General features: G+C 59.4%; 17 protein-coding genes. 2 read left to right on the top strand and 15 right to left on the bottom strand.

What is annotated here, in order from left to right:
- Window positions 1-365: 365 nt before the first annotated feature.
- The 15 genes from BW981_RS19665 to BW981_RS19735 form a co-directional block, all read right to left on the bottom strand.
- Window positions 366-2,132, bottom strand: a complete 1,767-nt coding sequence (locus tag BW981_RS19665; RefSeq protein WP_076442307.1) for an acyl-CoA dehydrogenase C-terminal domain-containing protein — start codon at window positions 2,130-2,132, stop codon at window positions 366-368.
- A 343-nt stretch (window positions 2,133-2,475) separates the two neighbouring features.
- On the bottom strand, window positions 2,476-2,934 hold the full coding sequence (locus BW981_RS19670; protein WP_076442308.1) for a PaaI family thioesterase: 459 nt from the start codon (window positions 2,932-2,934) through the stop codon (window positions 2,476-2,478).
- A 121-nt stretch (window positions 2,935-3,055) separates the two neighbouring features.
- Window positions 3,056-4,258 (bottom strand): phenylacetate--CoA ligase family protein, encoded by a 1,203-nt coding sequence (locus BW981_RS19675; protein ID WP_210188707.1) that lies wholly within the window; start codon window positions 4,256-4,258, stop codon window positions 3,056-3,058.
- Between the two features lie 174 nt (window positions 4,259-4,432).
- On the bottom strand, window positions 4,433-5,221 hold the full coding sequence (locus BW981_RS19680) for an ABC transporter ATP-binding protein (RefSeq protein ID WP_076442312.1): 789 nt from the start codon (window positions 5,219-5,221) through the stop codon (window positions 4,433-4,435).
- A gap of 7 nt (window positions 5,222-5,228) precedes the next feature.
- Entirely contained in the window at window positions 5,229-6,272 is a 1,044-nt protein-coding gene (locus BW981_RS19685) for a branched-chain amino acid ABC transporter permease (RefSeq protein WP_076442314.1), read from the bottom strand.
- Window positions 6,273-6,275: 3 nt separating this feature from the next.
- Window positions 6,276-7,169, bottom strand: coding sequence for a branched-chain amino acid ABC transporter permease (locus BW981_RS19690; protein WP_076442316.1), 894 nt, complete (start codon window positions 7,167-7,169; stop codon window positions 6,276-6,278).
- Complete coding sequence (locus tag BW981_RS19695; protein ID WP_076442318.1) at window positions 7,160-9,070, bottom strand: AMP-binding protein; 1,911 nt, start codon at window positions 9,068-9,070, stop codon at window positions 7,160-7,162. The genes BW981_RS19690 and BW981_RS19695 overlap by 10 nt, the downstream gene beginning before the upstream one ends.
- Window positions 9,067-9,867: an ABC transporter ATP-binding protein gene (locus tag BW981_RS19700; RefSeq protein WP_076442319.1), complete on the bottom strand. Its 801-nt coding sequence runs from the start codon at window positions 9,865-9,867 to the stop codon at window positions 9,067-9,069. The genes BW981_RS19695 and BW981_RS19700 overlap by 4 nt, the downstream gene beginning before the upstream one ends.
- Window position 9,868: 1 nt before the next feature.
- A complete protein-coding gene (locus tag BW981_RS19705) occupies window positions 9,869-10,735 on the bottom strand; it encodes an SDR family oxidoreductase (protein ID WP_076442374.1) in 867 nt (288 codons plus the stop codon).
- Window positions 10,736-10,743: 8 nt separating this feature from the next.
- Window positions 10,744-11,889 (bottom strand): acyl-CoA dehydrogenase family protein, encoded by a 1,146-nt coding sequence (locus BW981_RS19710; protein WP_076442321.1) that lies wholly within the window; start codon window positions 11,887-11,889, stop codon window positions 10,744-10,746.
- A 20-nt stretch (window positions 11,890-11,909) separates the two neighbouring features.
- Window positions 11,910-12,809: a hydroxymethylglutaryl-CoA lyase gene (locus BW981_RS19715; protein WP_076442323.1), complete on the bottom strand. Its 900-nt coding sequence runs from the start codon at window positions 12,807-12,809 to the stop codon at window positions 11,910-11,912.
- Between the two features lie 11 nt (window positions 12,810-12,820).
- Window positions 12,821-14,848 carry an ATP-binding protein gene (locus BW981_RS19720; RefSeq protein WP_175624179.1) on the bottom strand — a complete coding sequence of 676 codons (2,028 nt, stop codon included), beginning with the start codon at window positions 14,846-14,848 and terminating at the stop codon, window positions 12,821-12,823.
- On the bottom strand, window positions 14,836-15,579 hold the full coding sequence (locus BW981_RS19725; protein WP_210188708.1) for an enoyl-CoA hydratase-related protein: 744 nt from the start codon (window positions 15,577-15,579) through the stop codon (window positions 14,836-14,838). Before BW981_RS19725 ends, BW981_RS19720 begins: the two co-directional genes overlap by 13 nt.
- A gap of 48 nt (window positions 15,580-15,627) precedes the next feature.
- Window positions 15,628-17,223, bottom strand: a complete 1,596-nt coding sequence (locus BW981_RS19730; protein ID WP_076442326.1) for an acyl-CoA carboxylase subunit beta — start codon at window positions 17,221-17,223, stop codon at window positions 15,628-15,630.
- Window positions 17,224-17,302: 79 nt separating this feature from the next.
- Complete coding sequence (locus BW981_RS19735) at window positions 17,303-18,481, bottom strand: ABC transporter substrate-binding protein (RefSeq protein WP_076442328.1); 1,179 nt, start codon at window positions 18,479-18,481, stop codon at window positions 17,303-17,305.
- 247 nt (window positions 18,482-18,728) lie between these two features.
- Between BW981_RS19735 and BW981_RS19740 the strand changes: the two genes are divergently transcribed.
- Both BW981_RS19740 and BW981_RS19745 read left to right on the top strand, forming a co-directional pair.
- Window positions 18,729-19,868 carry a CaiB/BaiF CoA transferase family protein gene (locus BW981_RS19740; RefSeq protein WP_076442330.1) on the top strand — a complete coding sequence of 380 codons (1,140 nt, stop codon included), beginning with the start codon at window positions 18,729-18,731 and terminating at the stop codon, window positions 19,866-19,868.
- 125 nt (window positions 19,869-19,993) lie between these two features.
- Window positions 19,994-21,052: an MBL fold metallo-hydrolase gene (locus tag BW981_RS19745; RefSeq protein ID WP_076442378.1), complete on the top strand. Its 1,059-nt coding sequence runs from the start codon at window positions 19,994-19,996 to the stop codon at window positions 21,050-21,052.
- Window positions 21,053-21,136 lie beyond the last annotated feature (84 nt).

The following is a 21,136-nucleotide window of genomic DNA, read 5'->3' on the forward strand; positions in this document are numbered from 1 at the left end:
TAAGCTCTGAAATCGTCATGTGTCGAAGCCCTCAGGGGCTTCGAACATCGGCGTTCAGGCCGCTGTCGCAAAGGTGGCGCCGGGACATCGCTTACGATCCGAAAAACCCCGGCGATACTCCAAGCGCGGACACTCGAGCCCCAAATGCGCCTCAGAACCACTCGGGCCTCGCCATCAAGCGCAATCTCGCACGAGATAGACCACCGGCAGGCTGGCTCGGCTGAACGCGGTTGGGCCCTTCGCCCGGCCTAACTTGGTTAGCGCTTGGCCAACACCGGGATTGGCCGGGTCCAAGACCATGACTTCACGATCGTCTCACCGGCACCGCTCCCGATTGGGAGCCCAACCCGCTCTCGCCATCCCATTCAGAAGGAGTCGGCATCGAGAGCCATCACGGACTCGGGGCTGGCGTTAAGCGCGACTTCCAATCCGATAGTCTCCGGCAGCACGCGCTCGGCAAAGAAGCGTGAAACCGCAATCTTTCGGCGACAAATTCGGTCGCCAGCGTCGGACATCGCCGCCGTTTTGGCCATTCTTGTCCACATCCAGCCATAGGCAACCAGTGCGAAGAGCCTGAGATAACCTGTTGAGGCGGCCCCAGCGGCGAATGGATCGAGACGGCCGGAAAGCAGCCGCTCAGTGGCTCGTTCAAGCCGCTCAAGTGCTTCGGTTGTTGCTCCGACGATAGCATCGGCATTCCGACAGGTCACGGGCGACTGAAGATCCTGCTTGATAAGGGCGAAGAAGCGGCTTGGCAGCGCCCCATCCTCCATCGGTAATTTGCGTTGGACCAAGTCGATGGCTTGAACACCATTGGTGCCTTCGTAAATCTGGGTGATGCGGGCATCGCGCACGAATTGCTCCATGCCCCATTCGCGGATGTAGCCATGACCGCCGAAAACCTGCTGAGACAACACCGCCGTCTCAAAACCGAAATCCGTGAAGGCTGCCTTGACCACCGGGGTCAGGAGCGCAACCAGGCCATTAGCACTCTTGCGCGCCCCCTCGTCTGGATGACGCGCCGCGATATCCATTTGCATGGAGGTCCAAATGGCCAGCGCGCGGGCGGCATCCGCATAGGCGCGCCCCCTCAGCAGCATATTGCGGACGTCGGGATGTTCGACGATCTGAACCGGCCCCCTGGAGCCGTCGAGCGAGCGGCCCTGTAGGCGCTCGCGGGCATACGCGGTGGCCTTCTGGTTCGCCACTTCTCCAATCCCGAGTCCCTGGATGCCAATAAACAAGCGTTCAGCATTCATCATGGTGAACATGGCATTGAGGCCGCGCCCCACCTCGCCTACGAGCCAACCAGTGGCCCCGTCATAGTTCATGACACAGGTCGGCTGACCATGGATGCCCATCTTGTGCTCCAACGAGCCAACGGACATGCCATTGCGAGCACCCAGGCTACCGTCGTCATTGACGAGGAATTTGGGCACCAGGAACAGGCTGATGCCTTTGACCCCTTTCGGCGCATCCGGAAGGCGCGCCAGCACGAGATGGATAATGTTGCCGCCGAAATCGTGATCGCCGGAAGAGATGAAGATCTTCGTCCCAGTGATTCGATACGAATCGTCTACCGAAGCTTCGGCGCGCGTGTTCAAAAGGCCAAGATCAGTGCCGGCGGACGCTTCCGTAAGCGCCATGGCGCCGGTCCACTCACCAGATATCATCTTCGGCAGGTAACGCTGCTTCAGGGCATCGCTGGCGTGAATGGAGATGGCTTCGGCTGCACCGCGGGTCAACCCGGGGAAAAGACCAAAGGACAGGTTTGCAGATGAAAGCATTTCATCGAGCAAGACTTGCATCACGCGCGGGAGGCCCTGCCCCCCGAACTCAGGGTCGCCGGAGAGCCCGCTCCAACCAGCGTTGATGAACGCCTTATAGGCTTCGGAAGTGCCATCGGGTGTAAAAACTTGGTCGTTTTCCAGTCGACAACCTTCTTCGTCGCTTGGCCGATTCAAAGGCTCAAGCACGGCGGCGCAAAACTTGCCGGCTTGCTCCAGTATGGACACAGCAAGATCAGCGTCGATCTCCTCGTACCCCGGAAGAGTTTTCATCGTTTCGTTGAAATCGAAGACTTCATTCAAGAGGAAACGGATATCATCAACCGGCGGGATATAGGCTACCATTCTGTCATTCTTTCCGTTCAATACCAAGTCATCAGCCGTCTCCGGCATTTGTGTGTCTCGAGGTTGAAAGCGTGTCGAACGGGCCGGCAGCACCGGCTTTCCGGCGCCCTCTCTGCATCATCACTCCGCGATGCGTAAAACTGCGCGCTCGCCAATTTTTCGGATCGCGTCTTGAGATAATCCGTCAAGCCGCCGAGGTGAGCAGAGCCAATGATTATGTGTTACGCTAAATAAAGCGAGACGCACAGCGTCAGAAAAACATCGATAGAAACACGTGCAGGAGCATCTCTGCACGCCTCGATCGATTTTGGACAACGATTTCATATCACGGTTTGCCAACACCTCAGTCCACGATGTCGGCGCGGTCAGGCAGTGCCATCATCGTGGCTGTCATGGTCGCGAGCAGTTTTGTGGCGCCATCCGCGGCAAATCCATATGCTTGCCCGTCAGCCACGATGATCGTGCGGCCGGGCTTGATCACCGAACCGCGAAACAAAAATCGCTCTCCTTTGCCTGGAGCGAGGAAATTAACCTTGAACTCAACGGTCAAAACCGCTGTATTCTCCGGCATAAGAGAGTAAGCTGCATAGCCGCAGGCCGAATCCAGCGCAGTTGAGAGAATTCCACCTTGAATGAATCCGTATTGCTGGGTCAGTGAATCGCAATAGGGCATCTCGATTTCCACCATGCCCGGGGTCACAACCGTCAATGTTGCGCCGATGGTAGACATCGCATTCTGGCGTGAGAATGATACTCTTACACGCTCTTCGGAGTTCCTCGATACAGTTGCAGTGGATGACATCAAGCGCTTCCCCAGTCGGAGCGGCCATTCAGAAGACGTTCGAGCTTCACGCGAAAAGATCTCGCAACACGAGGCCGATCAACGTCCTGACATTTGAGCAATGATTGGATGAGCGCCCTTGTCATTGGTCCTTTCTGTCGACCAGAAAGGGCGCATCGGCAGGGAGCTCACCTGCGGTAATAAATTCCAGATGATCGACCTTGAGTCGCGTGAGTTCCCTGAACCGGCCCAGCACCCATCCGGTTACCGTATCGCGGTCGGCGTCGGGGGCCAGAACAAGTCGCAGCGTGATCTCTTCACGATGCCCCGGCCGACTGATGACGGCCTGAGCCCGTGCAACTCCCGGACTTGCAATGGCGAGTTCATCGATCTGCCTTGGGTAGATGAAGATTTCACGCGCCTTCACAGCCTGGCCGACGCGCCCCTGCAGCATGCCGATGCGATGGACGGTGCCCTCCTCGGTCAGGGCAGTAGCAAAGGCGACGTCTCCAGTACCAAAACGGATCAGCGGCCAGCCCGGCCTCAGCGTGGTGACGACGATCTCTCCAGACTCTCCCATCGGCAGAGGAACGCCGCTAACCGGGTCACATATCTGCACGATGCGGTCTTCGTGGATTTCATAACCCTCAGAGCCATTATTCTCGAAACCGATAACGCCGAAATCAGCCGTCGCATAAACCGAAAACGTACGGATGCCATAGCGCTCTTCAAGCCGGCGCCGCTTGCCCATCCAGTCGCCGAATTCGCCGCCGAGCAGCGCTGTTTTGACGTTCCATGCCTCCGGCAAAGCGTACCCCTGGCCTTCGATCGTCTCGGCGAGCGTGATAAAAAATGCCGTCGAGCTGCAGATGCAGGTCACGCCAAGGTCCATGATCAACTTGGCCTGCGCCTCGCTGCCGCCGGTGCCGGCCGGAATGACGGAGGCTCCCCTGTCGCGCAAGCCGTCGTCGAGCAGGAGGCCTGCGGGAACCAGATGATAAGACCATGTGTTGAGCACGCGATCACCGCGCCCAACTCCAGCCGCGGCAAAAGCACGCGCAAATCCCAACCCATCATTCTCGCCTCTCATCTGCGGCTCATTGATCGGACCGGGGGATACGAAGATGCGGGCGATATCCTCGTTCTGTGCAGCAAGGAAGCCACCGAAGGGCGGACTCTCGCGCTGTCGATCAAGCAGCCGCTCCTTTTTGAGCACGGGCAAGCGCGACAGATCATCCGCCGTCCGCAGATCATCCGGCCGAATGCCGGCGCGGTCGTAAATCTCGCGAATGGCCGGAGCGCGCTTGTAGGCTTCAGCCTGGCTCTCCCGCAAATTCGCAAACATCGTTTGTCTCTTCATATCGTTCTCACCCAACTATAAGACGTTATCATGATTAGACTGACACATTTTCGAGAACAACACAGGAACGGTAACGCAAAAATAGAGAAAAATAAGTTTTTTTGGAAATTATTCTCAAATCAAGGCAAAGTTTTGCAGAATTCAAAATTCCACAAATACCTAAACCCATCTTTTCTTGCGGCGGTACCATTTGACGCTACTGAATCTGCCGCGCTCAGAAGCTCCCGCCCCCAGATAGAATTCCTGGACGTCCTGATTGCCCCTCAGCTCCGCCCCCGAACCTTCGAGCACCACCTTCCCGTCCTCCATGACATAGCCCTGGTCCGCCACAGCAAGCGCAAAGCTCGCGTTTTGCTCGACCAGGAGGATCGTCAGCCCCTCCTCACGATTGAGACGCCGGACGATCCCGCATACTTCCTGGACGAGCAGCGGCGACAAACCCATCGAGGGCTCGTCCAGCATCATGATCCGGGGGCCCGCCATCAATGCGCGGCCAATCGCCAGCATCTGCTGTTCGCCGCCGGACAGATATCCCGCGACCTGCGTGTGCCGCTCCTTCAATTTCGGAAAGTATTCATAAACAAGCTCCCGGCGCGACGCGATCTTGCGAGAATCCTTTTCCAGGAAGGCGCCGATGCGAATATTTTCTTCGACCGTAAGGTCCTGGAAAATGCGCCTCCCCTCCATCACCTGCACGAGGCCCGACGCCACTCTTCGATCAGGCGACATGTGGGTGATGTCCACGCCGTCGAAGGTGATGCGTCCGCGCGTGACCTCTCCTTCCTCTGACGCGAGAAGTCCCGACACCGCCTTCAGCGTCGTCGACTTGCCCGCGCCATTCGCGCCAAGCAATGCAGTCACTGCGCCGCTTTTCACCTGAAGGGAGAGGCCTTTCAGAACCAGAACGTAGGTATCATAGACGACTTCAATATTCTCGATTGTCAGCATTTTGTCGTCACCTGGCGAATGGATATACGTTCCAATAGGTCTTGATACGCTGCCAACGCGCTGCAAGACCTGCCGGTTCGGCAACTAGGACAAAGATAATCAATGCTCCAAAAAGCCCCTCGCGCAGGAAAGCCAGGGTGCCCGCCACAGCCGCAGGATCAGCGACAAACAGCGCGGCCCCCTCCGAGAGCGCTTCCGGAAGCAGGGTCACAAATACGGCACCGAGCACGCAACCAAGGGCGCTGCCCAAACCGCCGACAATAATCATGACCAGCAGGCTAATCGACAGCCCCAGCGTGAATTGCTCGGGCGTGACATAGCCGACATACTGCCCCCACAAGGCGCCCGCCACACCTGCCAGGAATGACCCGATGGCGAAGGCGATGAGCTTGCTGCGGAACAGGTTTATGCCCATGATCTCCGCGGCGAGATCGTGATCGCGCACTGCCATCAACGCACGGCCGGTAGCCGTTCGCGCGAGGTTTCTCACGAAGAGCAGCGACAGGGCCGCTATTGGGAGCAGGATCCAATAGAAGGCTGTGTCGCCCGACAATTCATGCCCGAACGCAGATGCCGAACCAGCGGACATGCCGTTGCTACCTCCGGTGACGGACGTCCAACTCCGGAACACGAACTCCAGAATGAACTGCGCCGCCAGCGTGGCTATCGCCAGATAGAGCCCCTTCAGTCGCACCGATGGGACGCCGAAAAAACTCCCGACGAGCGCCGTGAACAAACCCGCGATCACGATCGCTGCGAAAAAGGGAACGCCCAAGACGCTTACGAGATAGGCTGAAGTATAAGCACCGACCCCAAGAAAGGCGCCGTGTCCGATCGAGATCTGGCCGGTAAACCCGGTAATCACGTTCAGCCCTAGGGCGGCGATCACATTGATGAATATCAAGTTGGCAAGGCCGAGCTGATAACCGCTCGCCACGAAAGGAAACACAAGAACGAATGCTGCGGCTAACGCAATGCGAAACCGCGTCAATTTTGTCGGAAACAAACGAATGGCCTGCGCATGGCTGGTGATGAACTCGCCACTGCTCATTGCTCAGATCCTTTCAATATCGTGCTGGCCGAATAATCCATAAGGTCGGATCATCAACACCAACACGAGAACAACGAACGCTGCGACGTCCCGAAAGCCGTCCAGGTCAAACACGCTCTTGAAGACACCATCGGCAACGTTCTCGAGTACGCCGATGAGAACTCCGCCGACAGCCGCACCTACGATTGAATCGAGCCCACCAAGGATGACGACCGGGAAGACCTTCAATCCGAAGGCGGAAACGCCGAGGTTTACGCCGTTGATCGTTGCGATCAACATTCCGCCGACCGCCGACACGACACAGGCAATCGCCCAGGACAGCGCAAAAATCTGACCGACATTAACCCCCATCGCCATGGCCGCCTGCTGATCCGACGAGGTGGCGCGCATAGCTAGCCCCAAACGCGACCAGCGGAAGAATGCCGCGAAGGCGCACATCGCCAACACGGAAAACGCCATGCTGAACAGATAATGGTAAGACACCGGCGTTCCCCCGATGCTCACCGCTCCGTCGGGAATGGGAGTTGGAAGAACCCGCACGTCGACTCCGAAGATGGCCCCGACGATCGCCTTGAGTACGATACCAAGCCCAAGCGTGATCATGATGACCGAGACGATAGGGTCGCCGATCACCCGACGCAGAACAACGCGCTCGATCACATACCCCAACAAGGCGCAGACAATGCCCGTCATCAGGAATGCCGCCCAAAACGGCAGCTTGTAGTCGACCGTCAGAAACAGGCAGATATAGGCTCCCACCATCATCAATTCACCTTGAGCGAAATTGATAACACGTGTGGTCTTGTAGATTACGACAAAACCAATCGCTGTCATGGCGTAGACAGAACCGACAACAATCCCGCTCACACACAGCGATATTAATGCATCTAGGGACATAACATCTCCCGGATTTTTAAATCTTCTTCAAGTCTCTGCACACGACCAGACCTGTACGAAATCTCGATCGATAGACGTGCGGTCTTATTTTCGACCCCGTAAAGATCTTCGATCACGCTTCGGTATTTTTCCGAAACAGCACTGCGCCGTACCTTATTGGTGCGCGTCAGCTCGCCATCGTCAGCGTCGAGCTCCTTGGGAAGCAGAACGAACCTTTGGACGCGGAAGCTCTCCGGCAGGCGCGAATTAAGCTTGTCGAGATGCCTGGCCACGAGCTCGTATACCTTGGGATGAGCGGCAAGATCCCTATAGGTCGTGAACGCGATCTGATTGTTTTCCGCCCAGAGGCTGACCAGCCTGGCGTCGATGTTGATGAGCGCGACCAAGAAGCTTCGACCATCGCCGAAAACCACGGCCTCCTGCACGACAGGGATGAACTTGATCTTGTCCTCGACGAACTGCGGGGAGAAGCTGGTACCGTCAGCGAGATGGCAGAGATTGCGCAGCCGGTCGATCACGACCAGGTGGCCTGATGCCTCGTCGATATAACCCGCGTCGCCAGAGTAGAGCCAGCCATCGACCAGCACCTTCTCCGTCTCTGCAGGATTGTTCCAATAGCCGGCGAAAGACGCCTTGCTGCGCGTCTGGATTTCGCCACTCTCCGCAATCCGGATTTCGGTATTCGGGAGCGGCTGGCCTACAGTCTCGAAATTTATGTCGCCAGCCTGGTGCATGACCGAAATGCCACAGAGTTCGGTCTGTCCATAGACCTGCTTCAGGGGGATGCCCAAGGCATGGAACAGCCGGATGGCATCCGGCGCCAGACTGCCCCCTCCCGTCATCGGAACCCGCATGCGTGCAAGGCCCAGAGTGTCCTTGAGATGCCTGAACAGCAACAGCTCGCCCACAATGCGCCCGAGCTTCACCAGCAGAGGCACATGCCCCTTCCCGGCCCGTTCGGCTTCGACGGCCGCCGCGTAACGCTCGCCCAGCGGCAACAGAAGGTTGTAAGCCGCGCGCTTGAACGCGGTCGTATCGTCGATCCCCGAGCGAATTTGCGAGGCAAGATTTTGCCAGTAGCGCGGAGGCCCAACCAGAAACTGCGGCGAGATATCATATATATCCTGCTCAACTGTCTCCAAATTTTCTGGGAAATTGACGGTAAAATGCGCAGCAAGATGACAGCCAACGATCGTCATCTGCTCGCCCATCCAGGGCATCGGCAGCGCGGAGAGGTAATTGTCACCTCGATTCTTCTTATCGACCGAGTTCATCCCCGCAGCCATTATAGTCATCGCCGAATAGGTGATGCAGGCGAGCTTCGGCCCCCCTGTGGTCCCCGAGGTCACTGCGAGCAGCGCCAGGTCGTCGATGGAGGTTTGGCCGATCAAGCGCTCAATCTCGGCCACCGGTATGGCCGCAGCCTCCGCTTTGGCCCACAAGGCACCCAGATGCATCACACGTGGATCGCGGTATTCACCGAGCCCCTTCGGCTCGAAATAGATGATCGCGCGGACGGATGGCAGGTTCCCGCGGAGGGAAAGCAGCTTGTCGACTTGCTCCTGGTCTTCGGCAAAGACGACCGTGGCTTCGCACTGATTTATGACGTACTCGATCTCGGACGCGACCGATTCGATATAGATGCCGACAGCGACGGCGCCGACCGCGAGTGTGCCAAGTTCAGCATAGAGCCACTCCTCGCGATTTGCCGCGATAATGGCGACACGGTCACCATGCTTCAGGCCGCACGCCAGCAGGCCGCGCGCCGTGTCGATCATTCGGCGCGCATAATCCTGCCAGCTAATCTCTTGCCATATTCCGTATCGCTTCTGCCGCAGCGCCACGGCAGAAGCCGGAAGCGTCCGCGCATTGTCGAGCAACTCCTGTGGAAAGGTCTTCACGCCCGCGCCTCCACCATCGTCTCAAACATGCCCGGCTCGCCCAGATAAGAGCGCTGTACTTCGGCATTGGAAGAGATGTCATCCGGCGTCCCCTCAGCGATGACAGAGCCAAAGCTGAGAACGGTTATATGCTCAGACAGATCCATAACGACCTTCATGTCATGCTCGATCATGACGATAGTCACGCCCATGACTCGATTAACGTAGAGGATATACTTTGCCATATCCTCCTTTTCGGTCAGCGTCATGCCCGCCATCGGCTCGTCAAGCAGCAGCAACCGGGGCTTCATTGCCAGAGCGCGTGCAAGCTCGATCTTTTTTTGTTGGCCATAAGCAAGAGTGCCTGCGGGCCGGTGCCGAAGCGGCTGTAGCTCCAAAATGTCGATGATCTCCTCGACCTCGGCGCGAGCTTCGATTTCGCGTCGACGGCTCGGCCCCCAGAACACGCCATCGAGAAACACATTCGGTTTGAAACGACGATGGCGCCCCACCAGAATGTTATCGATGACATCAAGATGCTTGAAGAGCGCTAGATTCTGGAATGTCCTCGAAATCCCGTGAGACGCACGCATCGCCGGAGACTTATGGGTCAGATCGTGACCGTCGAAACTGATGCTTCCCTCGCGGGGTCGATAGCGCCCGCTGATGCAATTGAGCAGACTGGTCTTGCCGGCGCCGTTGGGTCCAATGATGGAAACAAGAGCGCCGGCCGATACTGTGATCGACGCATTGCGGAGAGCCTTGACCCCGCCGAACGACAGAACAAGGTTCCGGACATCAAGCAACGTCGTGGCCATGTCAGACTACCCGGGCTTTTTTGAAATATTCCGGCTCGCCGGCGGGCCAGACATCGCCCCACATCTGCTGCCCGCCATCCACCGTGATGACCTCGCCATTGAGAAAGGCGCCTGTTGGGCCAGCCAGATAGGCTACAGCGCCCGCGATGTCCCATGGTGACCCGCAACGCAACATGGGGTTGGAGGCAGCGAACCGCGCGGAGGCCTCGGGCGGGTAGACACGAAACCCGGTGCTCTCGATCATACCCGGAGCAACACAGTTGACCCGGATTCCATGGGGGCTCCATTCAACCGCCACCGACTTCGACAGATAGATCACACCCGCACGCGCCGCGCAGGTGTGCGCGACTTGCGGCATGCCGCGCCATATGTCGGCGACGATATTGACAATCGTCCCTGGGCGACCTTGCGCAACCCAACGCTGCGCAGCGCTTTGCATCATGTACCAGGTGCCGTTGAGATTTGTGTCCACAACAGCGTTCCATCCCTTCTTCGAGATGTTCAAAGCGTCCTGAGGAAACTGGCCGCCAGCATTGTTGACGAGAATATCAAGCCCCTGCCCGCCGCTGGCTGTATCGATCAGTCGATCCACCGCTTCCGGATCCCGAATGCTCATCGGCACCGCGGTAACGTCCGCCCCGAGACCGGTGAGAAAGTCGCTCGCATTCGTCAGCTTCGCCGGATCACGGCCACAGATAACCAGCGACGCGCCGAGGCGGGCGAACAAGGTGGCGATTGCCAACCCGATGCCGCTTCCGGCTCCCGAGACCAGAGCCACCTTGCCCTTGAAAAGCTCCGGGGCAAACGCGATCGGCAGCGATGCCAGCTCCTCGGGTGCAGGCCCGAAGGATGAGGGATTGTCAGCCATGTCCACCTTCACTCGTAGCGCTTGGCCACTTCTTCGAGCATCACCTCGGTGGCACCGCCGCCGATGGACAGGATACGCGCGTCTCGAACCATGCGTTCGATGTCGCTTTCGCGAATATAGCCAAAGCCGCCATGGAATTGCTGGCAGGCGTAGGTGACTTCATTGACGAGTTCGCCTGCCAGGGCCTTGACCATCGACACTTCACTGACGCACGGGATCTCGCGCTCCATGAGCCAAGCAGCGTGGTAGACCAGCTGACGCAACGCTTGGACACGTGCATCCATCATGGACAGCCGATTACGCACGACCTGCTTGTCCCACAGCGTGCCGCCAAAAGCTTTGCGGTCCTTGACGTAGCGACGGGTCAACTCAAGCGCACGCGCGCATTCGCCAGCAGCGATCGCTCCGATAACCAGTCGCTCGTTCTGGAAATTGCTCATCACCGCATAGAAGCCGCGGTTTTCCTCTCCGAGCAGCGCTTCCGCCGGAAGTTGGCAATCAGTGAAAACCAGTTCAGCGGTGTCCGAACAATGCCAACCAAACTTTTCGAGAGGCCGCGCCACCTCAAAGCCCGGCGTGCCCTTTTCGACGATGAACATCGATATCCCTCGCGACCCCTTTGCTTCCGGGTCCGTTCGGGCGGCAACAAAAAAGAGGTCGCCATGAACACCATTGGTGATGAACATCTTGCTGCCATTGAGCACCCAGCCATCGCCGTTCCGGCGGGCATTGGTGCGCAGAGCCGCCACATCTGACCCGGCGTCCGACTCGGTCACCCCGACGGCAGTGATCGTCTCGCCAGAGATGATCTTCGGCATGTACTTGTCGAGCTGAGCCGGATTGCCAAAATGCGCGATGTGAGGCGAGGCCATATCCGTATGGACAAGAACCGTCGCACTGAAGCCGCCAAAGCCAGATTTACCAAGCTCTTCCGCAAGAATGACCGTGGAAAGTTGGCTGAGCTCGGAGCCACCATAGCAGCTGGGGTAGCGAATGCCGAACAGTCCGAGTTCGCCCATCTTACGCAGAACATCGCGAGGAACGAACCCCGCCGCTTCCCAGGCGCGCCCATTCGGCCTGACTTCGTTCTCCACAAACCGTGCGATTTGCTCGCGTAGCGCGTGGTGCTCTTCAGTAAAATAGATGCTGTCCACTGACGTTTCCTCGATTTATCTTATTGATATGCAGCTAGAAGTGCCTGGCCTGACTTGCTGTTATTGAGTAATCCAAGTTCGTCGCACAATGACTGTCCCGCTATGGCCATCCGCTGCGCATCGATACCCGTGTCGATTCCATGAGCAGCCAACAGGACCAGCACATCTTCGCTGGCGACATTACCCGTCGCTCCCGGTGCGAACATGCAGCCGCCGAGCCCTGCCGTAGCGGCGTCGACCGCGCGGATGCCCGCGAGCAATGCGACATCCAGGTTTGCGATCGCTTGCCCATGGGTGTCATGAAAGTGGCATCCCAACCGGTCGGCCGGGACACGAGCCAGAACGCGGTTCAGGAGCTCGCGCGTTTTCGGCGGCGTTCCGTGACCGTTCGTGTCCGCGAGATAGACGTCGTCGACTCCGAGCTGGAGCAGCGTGTCACACAACTCCGCCACAACTTCGAAATCAGTTGGTCCTTCGTACGGGCAGGCGAAGCAGCAGGATACATAACCGCTGATGCGCGTCTTGCCGTCGCGGCGCATCCGTTCAATCTCGACGATGCGAGCGAGCGCGCCAGCCCTGTCGCAACGCTGGTTGCGCTCAAGAAACGTATCGGACGCCGCAATGACGACGCCGCCCCAATCGAGATCGGCTTCCAGAAGTCGATCCATCCCGCGGCTATCCAGCACCACTCCGCCATATTGGACGCCCGCGGCACGCGGCAACTGCCCGCACAACTCGTCGGCATCGGCCATTGTTGGAACCAATTTCGGATTCACGAAACTGGCCACCTCGAGCCGCGTGCATCCGGCAGCGATCAGAGCTCGAACCAGTTCGATCTTGCGCTGCGTCGGCACGACGGTTTTGAGGGCTTGCAGGCCGTCGCGCACCACGACATCGGTCAGTATGGCGGTTTCAGGCACGGCTCTGCCCCTCAGGCGTTACTGGCGAAGCTGACGAGGAGACGACCCATCTCCACGGTATCACCGGGCCGACAGGTCACCTCGCCGATCGTCCCAGGGCCTATGGCCACGAGACGATGCACCATTTTCATGGCCTCGAGGACGACGACAACGTCACCTGTTTCAACCCTGTCACCGGCCGTCACCGGCACCTCGATGACGAGGCCAGGGATCGGTGCGACAATGTCCAAACCGGCCCTGCCTTCCGGGCCGCCCGTAGCCGCCTGGGTCGGTGCTTCCACGGCCCGCAGCATGCGTTGTGCAACACCGCTGCGAATTTCATATTTGGCGCCAAACTGGTCGACATCGACCGAGTATGCCCGGTCGCCGGCACGTAACAGAATTCGTCCACCGTCGCGGCGCGCGTCGAACATCTCGTCTTCGCCTGCACCCTCGACCCGGTATTTGCCCTTCCGCCCATGCACTACGACGCGGTGGCTCTCGCCGGTGTCGTCCACGATGTTCGTGACCAGATGGGACGAACTTCCCGCCCGCTCCAGCAGACGCCACCCAGCGAGAGACCCCCATGGGTCATCGCCGTGCCGAGCCTTGAGCGCATCCTCGGCCGCAAAGGTTCCCGCCACGGCAGCCGCCACGAGCGCATTCTGCAGTTCCTCGGCAGGAACGACATCTTCCCAAGGTCGGAAGGAATCGAGAAAGCGCGTCGTTACTGTACTGGAGCGGAACTCGGCTGTTTTCAGGATGGCCTGCAGATAGGCCTTGTTTGTTTCGAGACCATGCAACTCGAACCCGTCCAGGGCCTTGAGCAGGCCGTTGCGGGCCCGTTCCCGATCTTCTCCCCAGACTAGGAGTTTCGAGATCATCGAGTCGTAATAGGGCGTTACGCTGCTGCCGGCGGCGACGCCGGTGTCCATGCGGAAGCGCTGGCCATGCCCCATCTCGGCAACTGCAGTCAGCCGCTCGATGCGACCTATGGACGGCATGAAATCGCGTTCGGGCTGCTCGGCATTGAGTCGCGCTTCAATGGCATGGCCATTGACGCGAATATCGATCTGCGCGAACGGCAGCACGCCCCCCTCGGCCACGCCCACCTGCAGAGCCACGAGATCCAGCCCGGTCACCATCTCGGTGACCGGATGCTCGACCTGGATGCGCGTGTTCATTTCCAGAAAGTAAGCTTCTCCAGACGAGGCGTCGTAGAGAAACTCGACCGTTCCGAGCGAACTGTAGCCAATCGCCTTGGCCAGACGCACCGAGCTGTCAAACAACTGATGGCGCAGCTCTTCGGAGAGATTTGGAGCAGGAGCCTCCTCCACGACCTTCTGATGTCGACGCTGCAGCGAACACTCGCGATCGAACAAATGGACTACGTTGCCATGGCTATCGCCGAGAACTTGAACCTCGATGTGCCGGCCGAAGGGAACGAAACGCTCCAAAACAACTCGCGCGTCACCGAATGCCGTCGAAGCCTCGCGGCGCACCAGATCAAGCGCGACGGAAAAGCCGCTCGCATCGTCGACGATACGAATTCCCTTGCCGCCGCCGCCGCCGCTCGCCTTGATCAGCAGAGGAAATCCGACGTCCGCGGCCGCTGCCGTCAGCGTCTCGTCGCTCTGGTCTTCCCCATCATAGCCGGGAACAGTGGCAACGCCGTGCTCCTTAGCAATCCGGCGCGCCTGGAGCTTTGAACCCATCGCCACGATGGCGTCGGGACTCGGGCCAATGAAGATCAGGCCTGCATCTGCGCAGGCCTGCGCGAGCACGGGATTCTCTGACAGGAAGCCGTAACCCGGATGGATCGCGTCCGCCCCTGTTTCGAGGGCAGCGGCAATCAATTTTTCGGGCAACAGATAGCTGCGGCTCGCTTCGGCAGGGCCGATGCCCACGGCCTCGTCGCAGGCACGCACATGCAGCGCGTCGCGGTCCGCCTCTGAATAGACCGCCACCGAGCCGATTCCCAGGCTCCGGCAGGTTGCAGCAATACGGCAGGCGATTTCGCCGCGATTGGCGATCAGGATCTTGTTTATCACGCGCGCCATGAAGGAACCGTCTTGCCGAGGAATGATTTGATGCCTTCGCGACCGCATTCTGTTTCCCACGCATCGGCGAGCCGATCGGCGGTGTAGAGAATGTTGTCCTGCTCGCTGTGCCCATCAACATAGGCGATCAGCGACTTGGTGATGCTGATCGCCTCTGGAGCGGCCTCGAGAAAGGTCGCGACTTCGCGTTCGACAGCGTCCTCCAATTGTTCGTCGGCGACGACCTCGTGAACGATACCCAGCTTCTGGGCGTCCATGGCGGAGAACCGCCGCCCCGACAGGGCGTATCTGCGCGCCTGGCTGGCGCCCATGCGACGGACGACATAAGGGCCGATGTTTGCCGGCACCAAACCGAGCCTGACCTCACTCAGCGCGAACGAGGCGCTTTGCGCGGCGACTACGGCGTCTGCCGTGCAGGCGAGGCCGACACCGCCTCCGAACGCAGCACCGTTGACCCGTGCGACCACCGGCTTCCCAACGGTATCGGCGGCGTACAGCATGTCCGCGACGGCGCGGCTACCGAGCACGCGCTCACTGCGGCTGGAATTGTTGATCGCCTGCATCCAGGCAAGGTCGCCGCCGGCGCAGAAGGCCTTCCCGGTGCCGGTCAGCACGATCACCCTTACATTCAGGTCGCGACCGCAGTCGTGAAACGCATCCTTCAGGTCGCGCAGGAGGGCATCGTTCAGCGCATTTGCGGCTTCGGGGCGGTTGAGCGTGATGCGGGCCACACCCCGTCGATCGGTCTCTACGATCAAAGTCTCGTACATTACTGCACCCTACATACGGAAAACGCGAAAGCGCGCCGGCGCCCGTGGCACGCGATCGGCAAGGCTCAAACACAATCCGAGCACGTCTCGTGTCTGCCCTGGTTCGATGATGCCATCATCCCAAAGGCGCGAGGTGGCGTAGAATGGGTCGCTCTGGGTTTCGTATTGCTGGCGCACGCCCAGCTTGAGCTCCTCAAGCTCTTCCTCGGTCCCCCCCTTGAGGCCGCTGCGGCGGATATCGACCAGCACGGTCTCCGCCGTTTCCGAGCTCATCGTCGCGATCTTCGAGTTTGGCCAGGCGAACAGGAAACGCGGCTCAAATCCGCGCCCGCACATGCCGTAGTTTCCAGCGCCAAAAGAGGCTCCGATCAGCACGGTGTATTTCGGCACGGTTGCGCAAGCGACGGCGGCAACCATCTTGGCACCATCCTTGGCGATGCCGGCCTCTTCGGCTTGCTGGCCGACCATGTAGCCAGTCGTGTTCTGCAAGAAGAGCAGCGGCGTGCCACGCTGGTTGCACAGCTCGATGAAATGTGTGGCCTTCAACGCGGATTCGGAAAACAGGATGCCGTTATTGGCAACGATCCCAATCGGATAACCATGGATAAAGGCGAAGCCGGTGACGATCGTCGTGCCGTAGGCGGGCTTGAACTCCTGGAAGTCGCTGCCATCGACAAGGCGCGCGATCACCTCGCGAACGTCATAGCCAACCTTGTAATCGGTCGGGACAATGCCGGACAACTCTTCCGGATCATACAAGGGCGCGCTCACAGGCCGACGGTCGAACGTATTCTGCCTGGGCCAATTCAGGCTCTCAAAAATGGACCGAACCGCGCTATAGGCCTGCTCCTCGGTGTCCACCATCAGATCGGAGACGCCGGACTTGTAGGTATGGAGCTCCGCGCCTCCCAGGGTTTCAGCGTCGACGATTTCCTTGAGGGCAGCCTTTACGATGGGCGGGCCACCGAGGAAAATCCGTCCAATCCCCCTTACGATAATCACCTCGTCGGATAGGGCCGGCACGTATGCGCCCCCTGCCGTACAGCCGCCAAGAACAACCGAAATCTGCGGCAAACCAGCCGTCGACATCTGACACTGGTTGAAGAAGGACTTCCCGAAATGGTCCTTGCCGGGGAACGAGCGGTCCTGCGTTGGCAGGAAAGCGCCGCCTGAATCAACCAGGTACAGACAAGGGAGGCGATTTTCCTCGGCAATCCGCTGAGCCCGAATATGCTTTTCCACGCTTTGAGGGAACAGCGTGCCACCCTTTACGGTGGCGTCATTGGCGATAATCATGACATGGATGCCATGAATCATGCCGATGCCGGTCACAATTCCCGCGCCGGGAGACTGATCGTCATACTGTCCGAACGCCGCGAGGGTCGATAGTTCGAGAAACGGCGAGCAGGGATCGACGACGCAGTTGATGCGATCGCGAACCAGCATCTTGCCCCGATCCAGATGGCGACGAATCTCCCGCTCACGATTACCCGACACCACCCAGGACTGACGCTCCCGCAGCAACTCGGCCAATGCCGTATTGTCGGCGTGGTTGCGTTGAAAATCGGCGCTGGCTCGGTCGATCCGCGTCTTCAATTTGGGCATGATACCGGTCTGATCGTGAGGGTGAGGGACCGCGAGTGGCGCGGCAACGGGCCACTCGCCTAAGAAATCGGCCAGGAGCCTATTTGCCGAGCCAGTCGGCGCGCCGTTCGAGCACCACTTCTCCCAACAGGACCGGCTTTTGATCGGCGATCCGGTAGATGAATACGGTATCGCCCGAGCGATGATCGGTTGGGGAATAGACCAACGGCGGCATCAGCCCGCCGACATCGATCGGCTTTCCGGAATCGAGCGCCGTCTTGATCCCCTCGCCAGTCAGGTTGCCGGCCGCGTCAGCGGCTTTCATGCCATCGCCAAGGGCAATCATCGCCACCCAGCCCCGCAGGAAGTTGTGATCGTCCACGTCACCTGGATTTTCGGCAGCAGCCCTCACTGCAGCCTCGACCGGCAACCCGCGCGCGCTCAGCGCGGCGATCTGAACCGAGACCAGTCCCTCGATGGCAGGGCCGGCAAGCTTGATCAGATTGGGGTCGTAGGTCCACACACCGCCGTAGAAGCTCGTGTTGAGCCCGACCTTCTTCGCATCACGCACGATGGGAGCGACCGTCGAGGCGATCTGCTGGAGCCAAATATAGTCCGGCTTCAAATCCTTGAGGCGCGTTACCGCACTGACCGCATCCAACGCGCCCGGGTTGACCACTTCCTTCCCGACGACCTTGATCTTGAGCTCGGCGGCATAGCTTTCAATCGCCGGAAGGACACTTTTGCCGAACGCATTGTCCGTATAGATGATCGCGAGCGTCGGCCGACGCGTCGTGTCGGCCCAGTTGTCTGCGATATGCTTCAATCCGGCGCGAGCCTGGCTGGAATAGTCAGCACCAGCAAAGTAATTGTAAGGAGCGCCCTTGGGATCGGCGAGACTGGCCGCGTAGGATGCCGAGAACCAGGGCATCTTGTCCTTCGCCACGGTCTCCATGAGAGCCTCAGTGTCACCGCTACCGAACCCCTGGATGGCGACAGCCCCGGCGCCCTTCAGCTTCTTATAGGCCGTGAATGCGCGCGGGATCTGATAGCCGTAATCCTCAACCAGGGCGGTGATTTTCTTGCCATTGATGCCGCCATTCAGGTTGATCGAGCGAATAGCCGCCTGCACGCCCTTTGCATACGGAACGCTTTGCGTCGCAACCGGACCGGTCGCGTCGTAAATCACTCCGACCTTCACATCCTGCGCGCGCCCCTCGGACGACATCACAGAAAGCGCCATGCTCATGCCTAGTGAGAACTTCAAGAGCCCGTTCATCGCCACCTCCCTTTGACTACCTAACGTTTGTTCTGTAGTAAAGACACACGCTGCGCTTTGTCAATCGAGCTTTTCACCCGACTGGCGGTGACAGTTGCCCAGCCGCAATTCCGAAGCCGTAGTTAAGGTCGCAAGCCCCCCCCCCCGGAGGAGACATTCAAATGAGCAACAAGGCAGCGATTCCTTGCCCTGTCAGACCTGCAGGCTACGGCGAAGCGGCTCCCCCCTCTGTGGCTGGACAACAGCCGTGAGTGGCCCGCTCGCCGGCATTCGCATCATCGAGATGGCAGGCATCGGCCCCTGCCCTTTTGCGGCAATGCTGCTCTCCGACATGGGAGCCGAAGTCATTCGTGTGCATGCAAAAGGCGCGAAGCCTGTCCTGCCATTGCTGAACACGCGCTACGACGTCCTCGCGCGCGGACGGCGTTCGATGGCGATCGACCTTAAGAAGCCCGGCGCCCGTGGGGTCCTGCTCGACCTTATCGAAAAAGCCGATGCCCTCATCGAAGGATTTCGGCCTGGCGTCATGGAAAGGCTCGGCCTCGCGCCGGACGCCTGCCTCGAACGCAACCCGCGGCTGGTCTTCGGCAGAATGACCGGATGGGGCCAGGAAGGCCCGCTCTCGTCGCGGGCAGGTCATGACATCAATTACATTGCCCTGTCGGGCCTGCTCAACGCAATCGGTCGCAAAGGCGCGCCGCCCGTCGTTCCGCTCAATGTGGTGGGCGATTTCGGCGGCGGAACCCAGTTCGCATTTGGCGTAGTCTGCGCTCTTCTTTCAGCGCGAATGACCGGCGCGGGGCAGGTCGTAGATGCCGCGATGACCGATAGCGCCGCACTTCTCGCCGCGATGGTGTTCGGGTTCAAAGCAGCGGGCGCGTGGTCGAGCGAACGACATGACAATCTGCTCGACGGCGCCGCGCACTTCTACGACACATATGAATGTGCGGACGGGAAATTCGTCGCGGTCGGCGCGATCGAGCCACAATTCTATGCAGAATTTCTCTCGCTACTCGGAACGGGAGACCAAGCCTTTGCGAAGCAGCATGACAAGGAAAGCTGGCCGCAGCTGAAGCAGCAGTTGGCTGAGATCATCCGGACCAGGCCGCGAGACGACTGGGCGGCCTTGTTCGAGAACGCGGATGCGTGCCTGAGCCCGGTGCTTGATTGGGACGAAGCCATCCAGCATCCGCACAACCGCGATCGGGGCTCGTTCATCGAGATTGCCGGCGTGGTCCAGCCGGGACCGGCCGTACGGTTCAGCGGCACGCCTACGGTGGTGCCGCGCGCACCCTCTGCCCCCAGCGAACATACCGAAGAGATCCTGCGCGCCTGGGGCACGTCTCCCGAGGCGATCTCCGCGCTGCGGCGGGCAGACGCCATCTGATCGAAGCCCGATCCCTGGAGCGATTTCGGCTGGCGCAACGACCTTGGGACGACTCCCTTCTAAGCTGTCGTCCCACCTCACTATGGAAAGAAGCAATGCGAAGGATCGACGCGAAGATGCCGCCTATGCCCCTGGAGGACGCCCCGCGATACCCGTTCGTCGACGCGCCTGGCCCCGGCCAAATATTCGAGGTAGCGCCCGGTATCTTCTGGGCACGCATCCCGCTGCCCTTCCAACTCAACCACGTCAATGTTTACCTTATCCAGGACGACGAGGGCTGGGCCATCGTCGATACGGGGATAGCGCATGATGACGCCAAGGCCGCATGGGAGGCGCTCTTGTCCGGCCCTTTGGCAGGATGGACAATCACGAAGGTGATCATCACTCATTATCACCCCGACCATATCGGGCTGGCTGGCTGGCTTTGCGAACGCTTCAACGTTCCGCTTCTGACCAGTCAGGCGTCATATCTCAGCTGCATCAATCTTGCCCTCGATCCCGGCGCGCTAGAAGCACGACCCTACCGCGACTTCTACGTGCAGCATGGCCTGACGGAGGAAATGGCGTCAATCGTCAGTACGCAGGGCCATGCGTATCAAAGAATGGTTGCGCCTTTGCCGCTAACCTTTCGCCGGCTCGTGGCGGGAGATCATCTCCTGCTGGGCGGGCGACGGTTCGACGTCCTTTCAGGCGATGGCCACGCACCGGAGCAGATCATGCTCTTTTCGCCCCAAGACCATATCCTGCTTGCTGCCGATCAGGTCATCGCAAAGATTACTCCCAACATCAGCGTCTGGGCTATCGAACCGGACGGAGACCCGCTGGGCTTATATCTGCGTTCGCTTCACGCTCTGATGTCCAGCCTGCCGGCGGATACGCTGGTTCTGCCCGGCCACCAGCTGCCATTCATCGGCCTCCATCACCGTTGCTCGGAACTGATCAGTCATCACCAGCACCGCTGCGCCCTTATCACGGACGCCTGCCGGTCCAAATTCATGACTTTGGCGGAGCTCTTGCCGGTGCTTTTTCCGCGTCCACTCGACCCGCACCAGCGCGGCTTCGCTTTCAGCGAGACACACGCGCATGTAAACCGCATGGTTGCCGAAAAAATTCTCGTCTGGAGATATCACGACAACTTGCGACAGGTCGCCGCGGCGCCGACCGGCTGCGGGCAGTTCAAATAGGTTTTTTAATCACCAAATATTCGCCTATGTGAAATTAATACATGAGTTTTACTTATCGCTATGGCCAGATTTACTTAAAAAATC

It is taken from the genome of Allobosea sp. TND4EK4 (assembly GCF_900156025.1).
Lineage (GTDB): Bacteria > Pseudomonadota > Alphaproteobacteria > Rhizobiales > Beijerinckiaceae > Allobosea.

Excerpts from the sequence above, each read along its gene's own strand:
- BW981_RS19690 (WP_076442316.1), bottom strand. The coding sequence starts at position 7,169 with ATGTCCCTAGATGCATTAATATCGCTGTGTGTGAGCGGGATTGTTGTC.
- BW981_RS19720 (WP_175624179.1), bottom strand. The coding sequence starts at position 14,848 with ATGGCGCGCGTGATAAACAAGATCCTGATCGCCAATCGCGGCGAAATC.
- BW981_RS19735 (WP_076442328.1), bottom strand. The coding sequence starts at position 18,481 with ATGAACGGGCTCTTGAAGTTCTCACTAGGCATGAGCATGGCGCTTTCT.
- BW981_RS19670 (WP_076442308.1), bottom strand. The coding sequence starts at position 2,934 with ATGTCATCCACTGCAACTGTATCGAGGAACTCCGAAGAGCGTGTAAGA.
- BW981_RS19705 (WP_076442374.1), bottom strand. The coding sequence starts at position 10,735 with ATGGCTGACAATCCCTCATCCTTCGGGCCTGCACCCGAGGAGCTGGCA.
- BW981_RS19680 (WP_076442312.1), bottom strand. The coding sequence starts at position 5,221 with ATGCTGACAATCGAGAATATTGAAGTCGTCTATGATACCTACGTTCTG.
- BW981_RS19730 (WP_076442326.1), bottom strand. The coding sequence starts at position 17,223 with ATGCCCAAATTGAAGACGCGGATCGACCGAGCCAGCGCCGATTTTCAA.
- BW981_RS19745 (WP_076442378.1), top strand. The coding sequence starts at position 19,994 with ATGCCCCTGGAGGACGCCCCGCGATACCCGTTCGTCGACGCGCCTGGC.
- BW981_RS19665 (WP_076442307.1), bottom strand. The coding sequence starts at position 2,132 with ATGGTAGCCTATATCCCGCCGGTTGATGATATCCGTTTCCTCTTGAAT.
- BW981_RS19685 (WP_076442314.1), bottom strand. The coding sequence starts at position 6,272 with ATGAGCAGTGGCGAGTTCATCACCAGCCATGCGCAGGCCATTCGTTTG.
- BW981_RS19675 (WP_210188707.1), bottom strand. The coding sequence starts at position 4,258 with ATGTTTGCGAATTTGCGGGAGAGCCAGGCTGAAGCCTACAAGCGCGCT.
- BW981_RS19700 (WP_076442319.1), bottom strand. The coding sequence starts at position 9,867 with ATGGCCACGACGTTGCTTGATGTCCGGAACCTTGTTCTGTCGTTCGGC.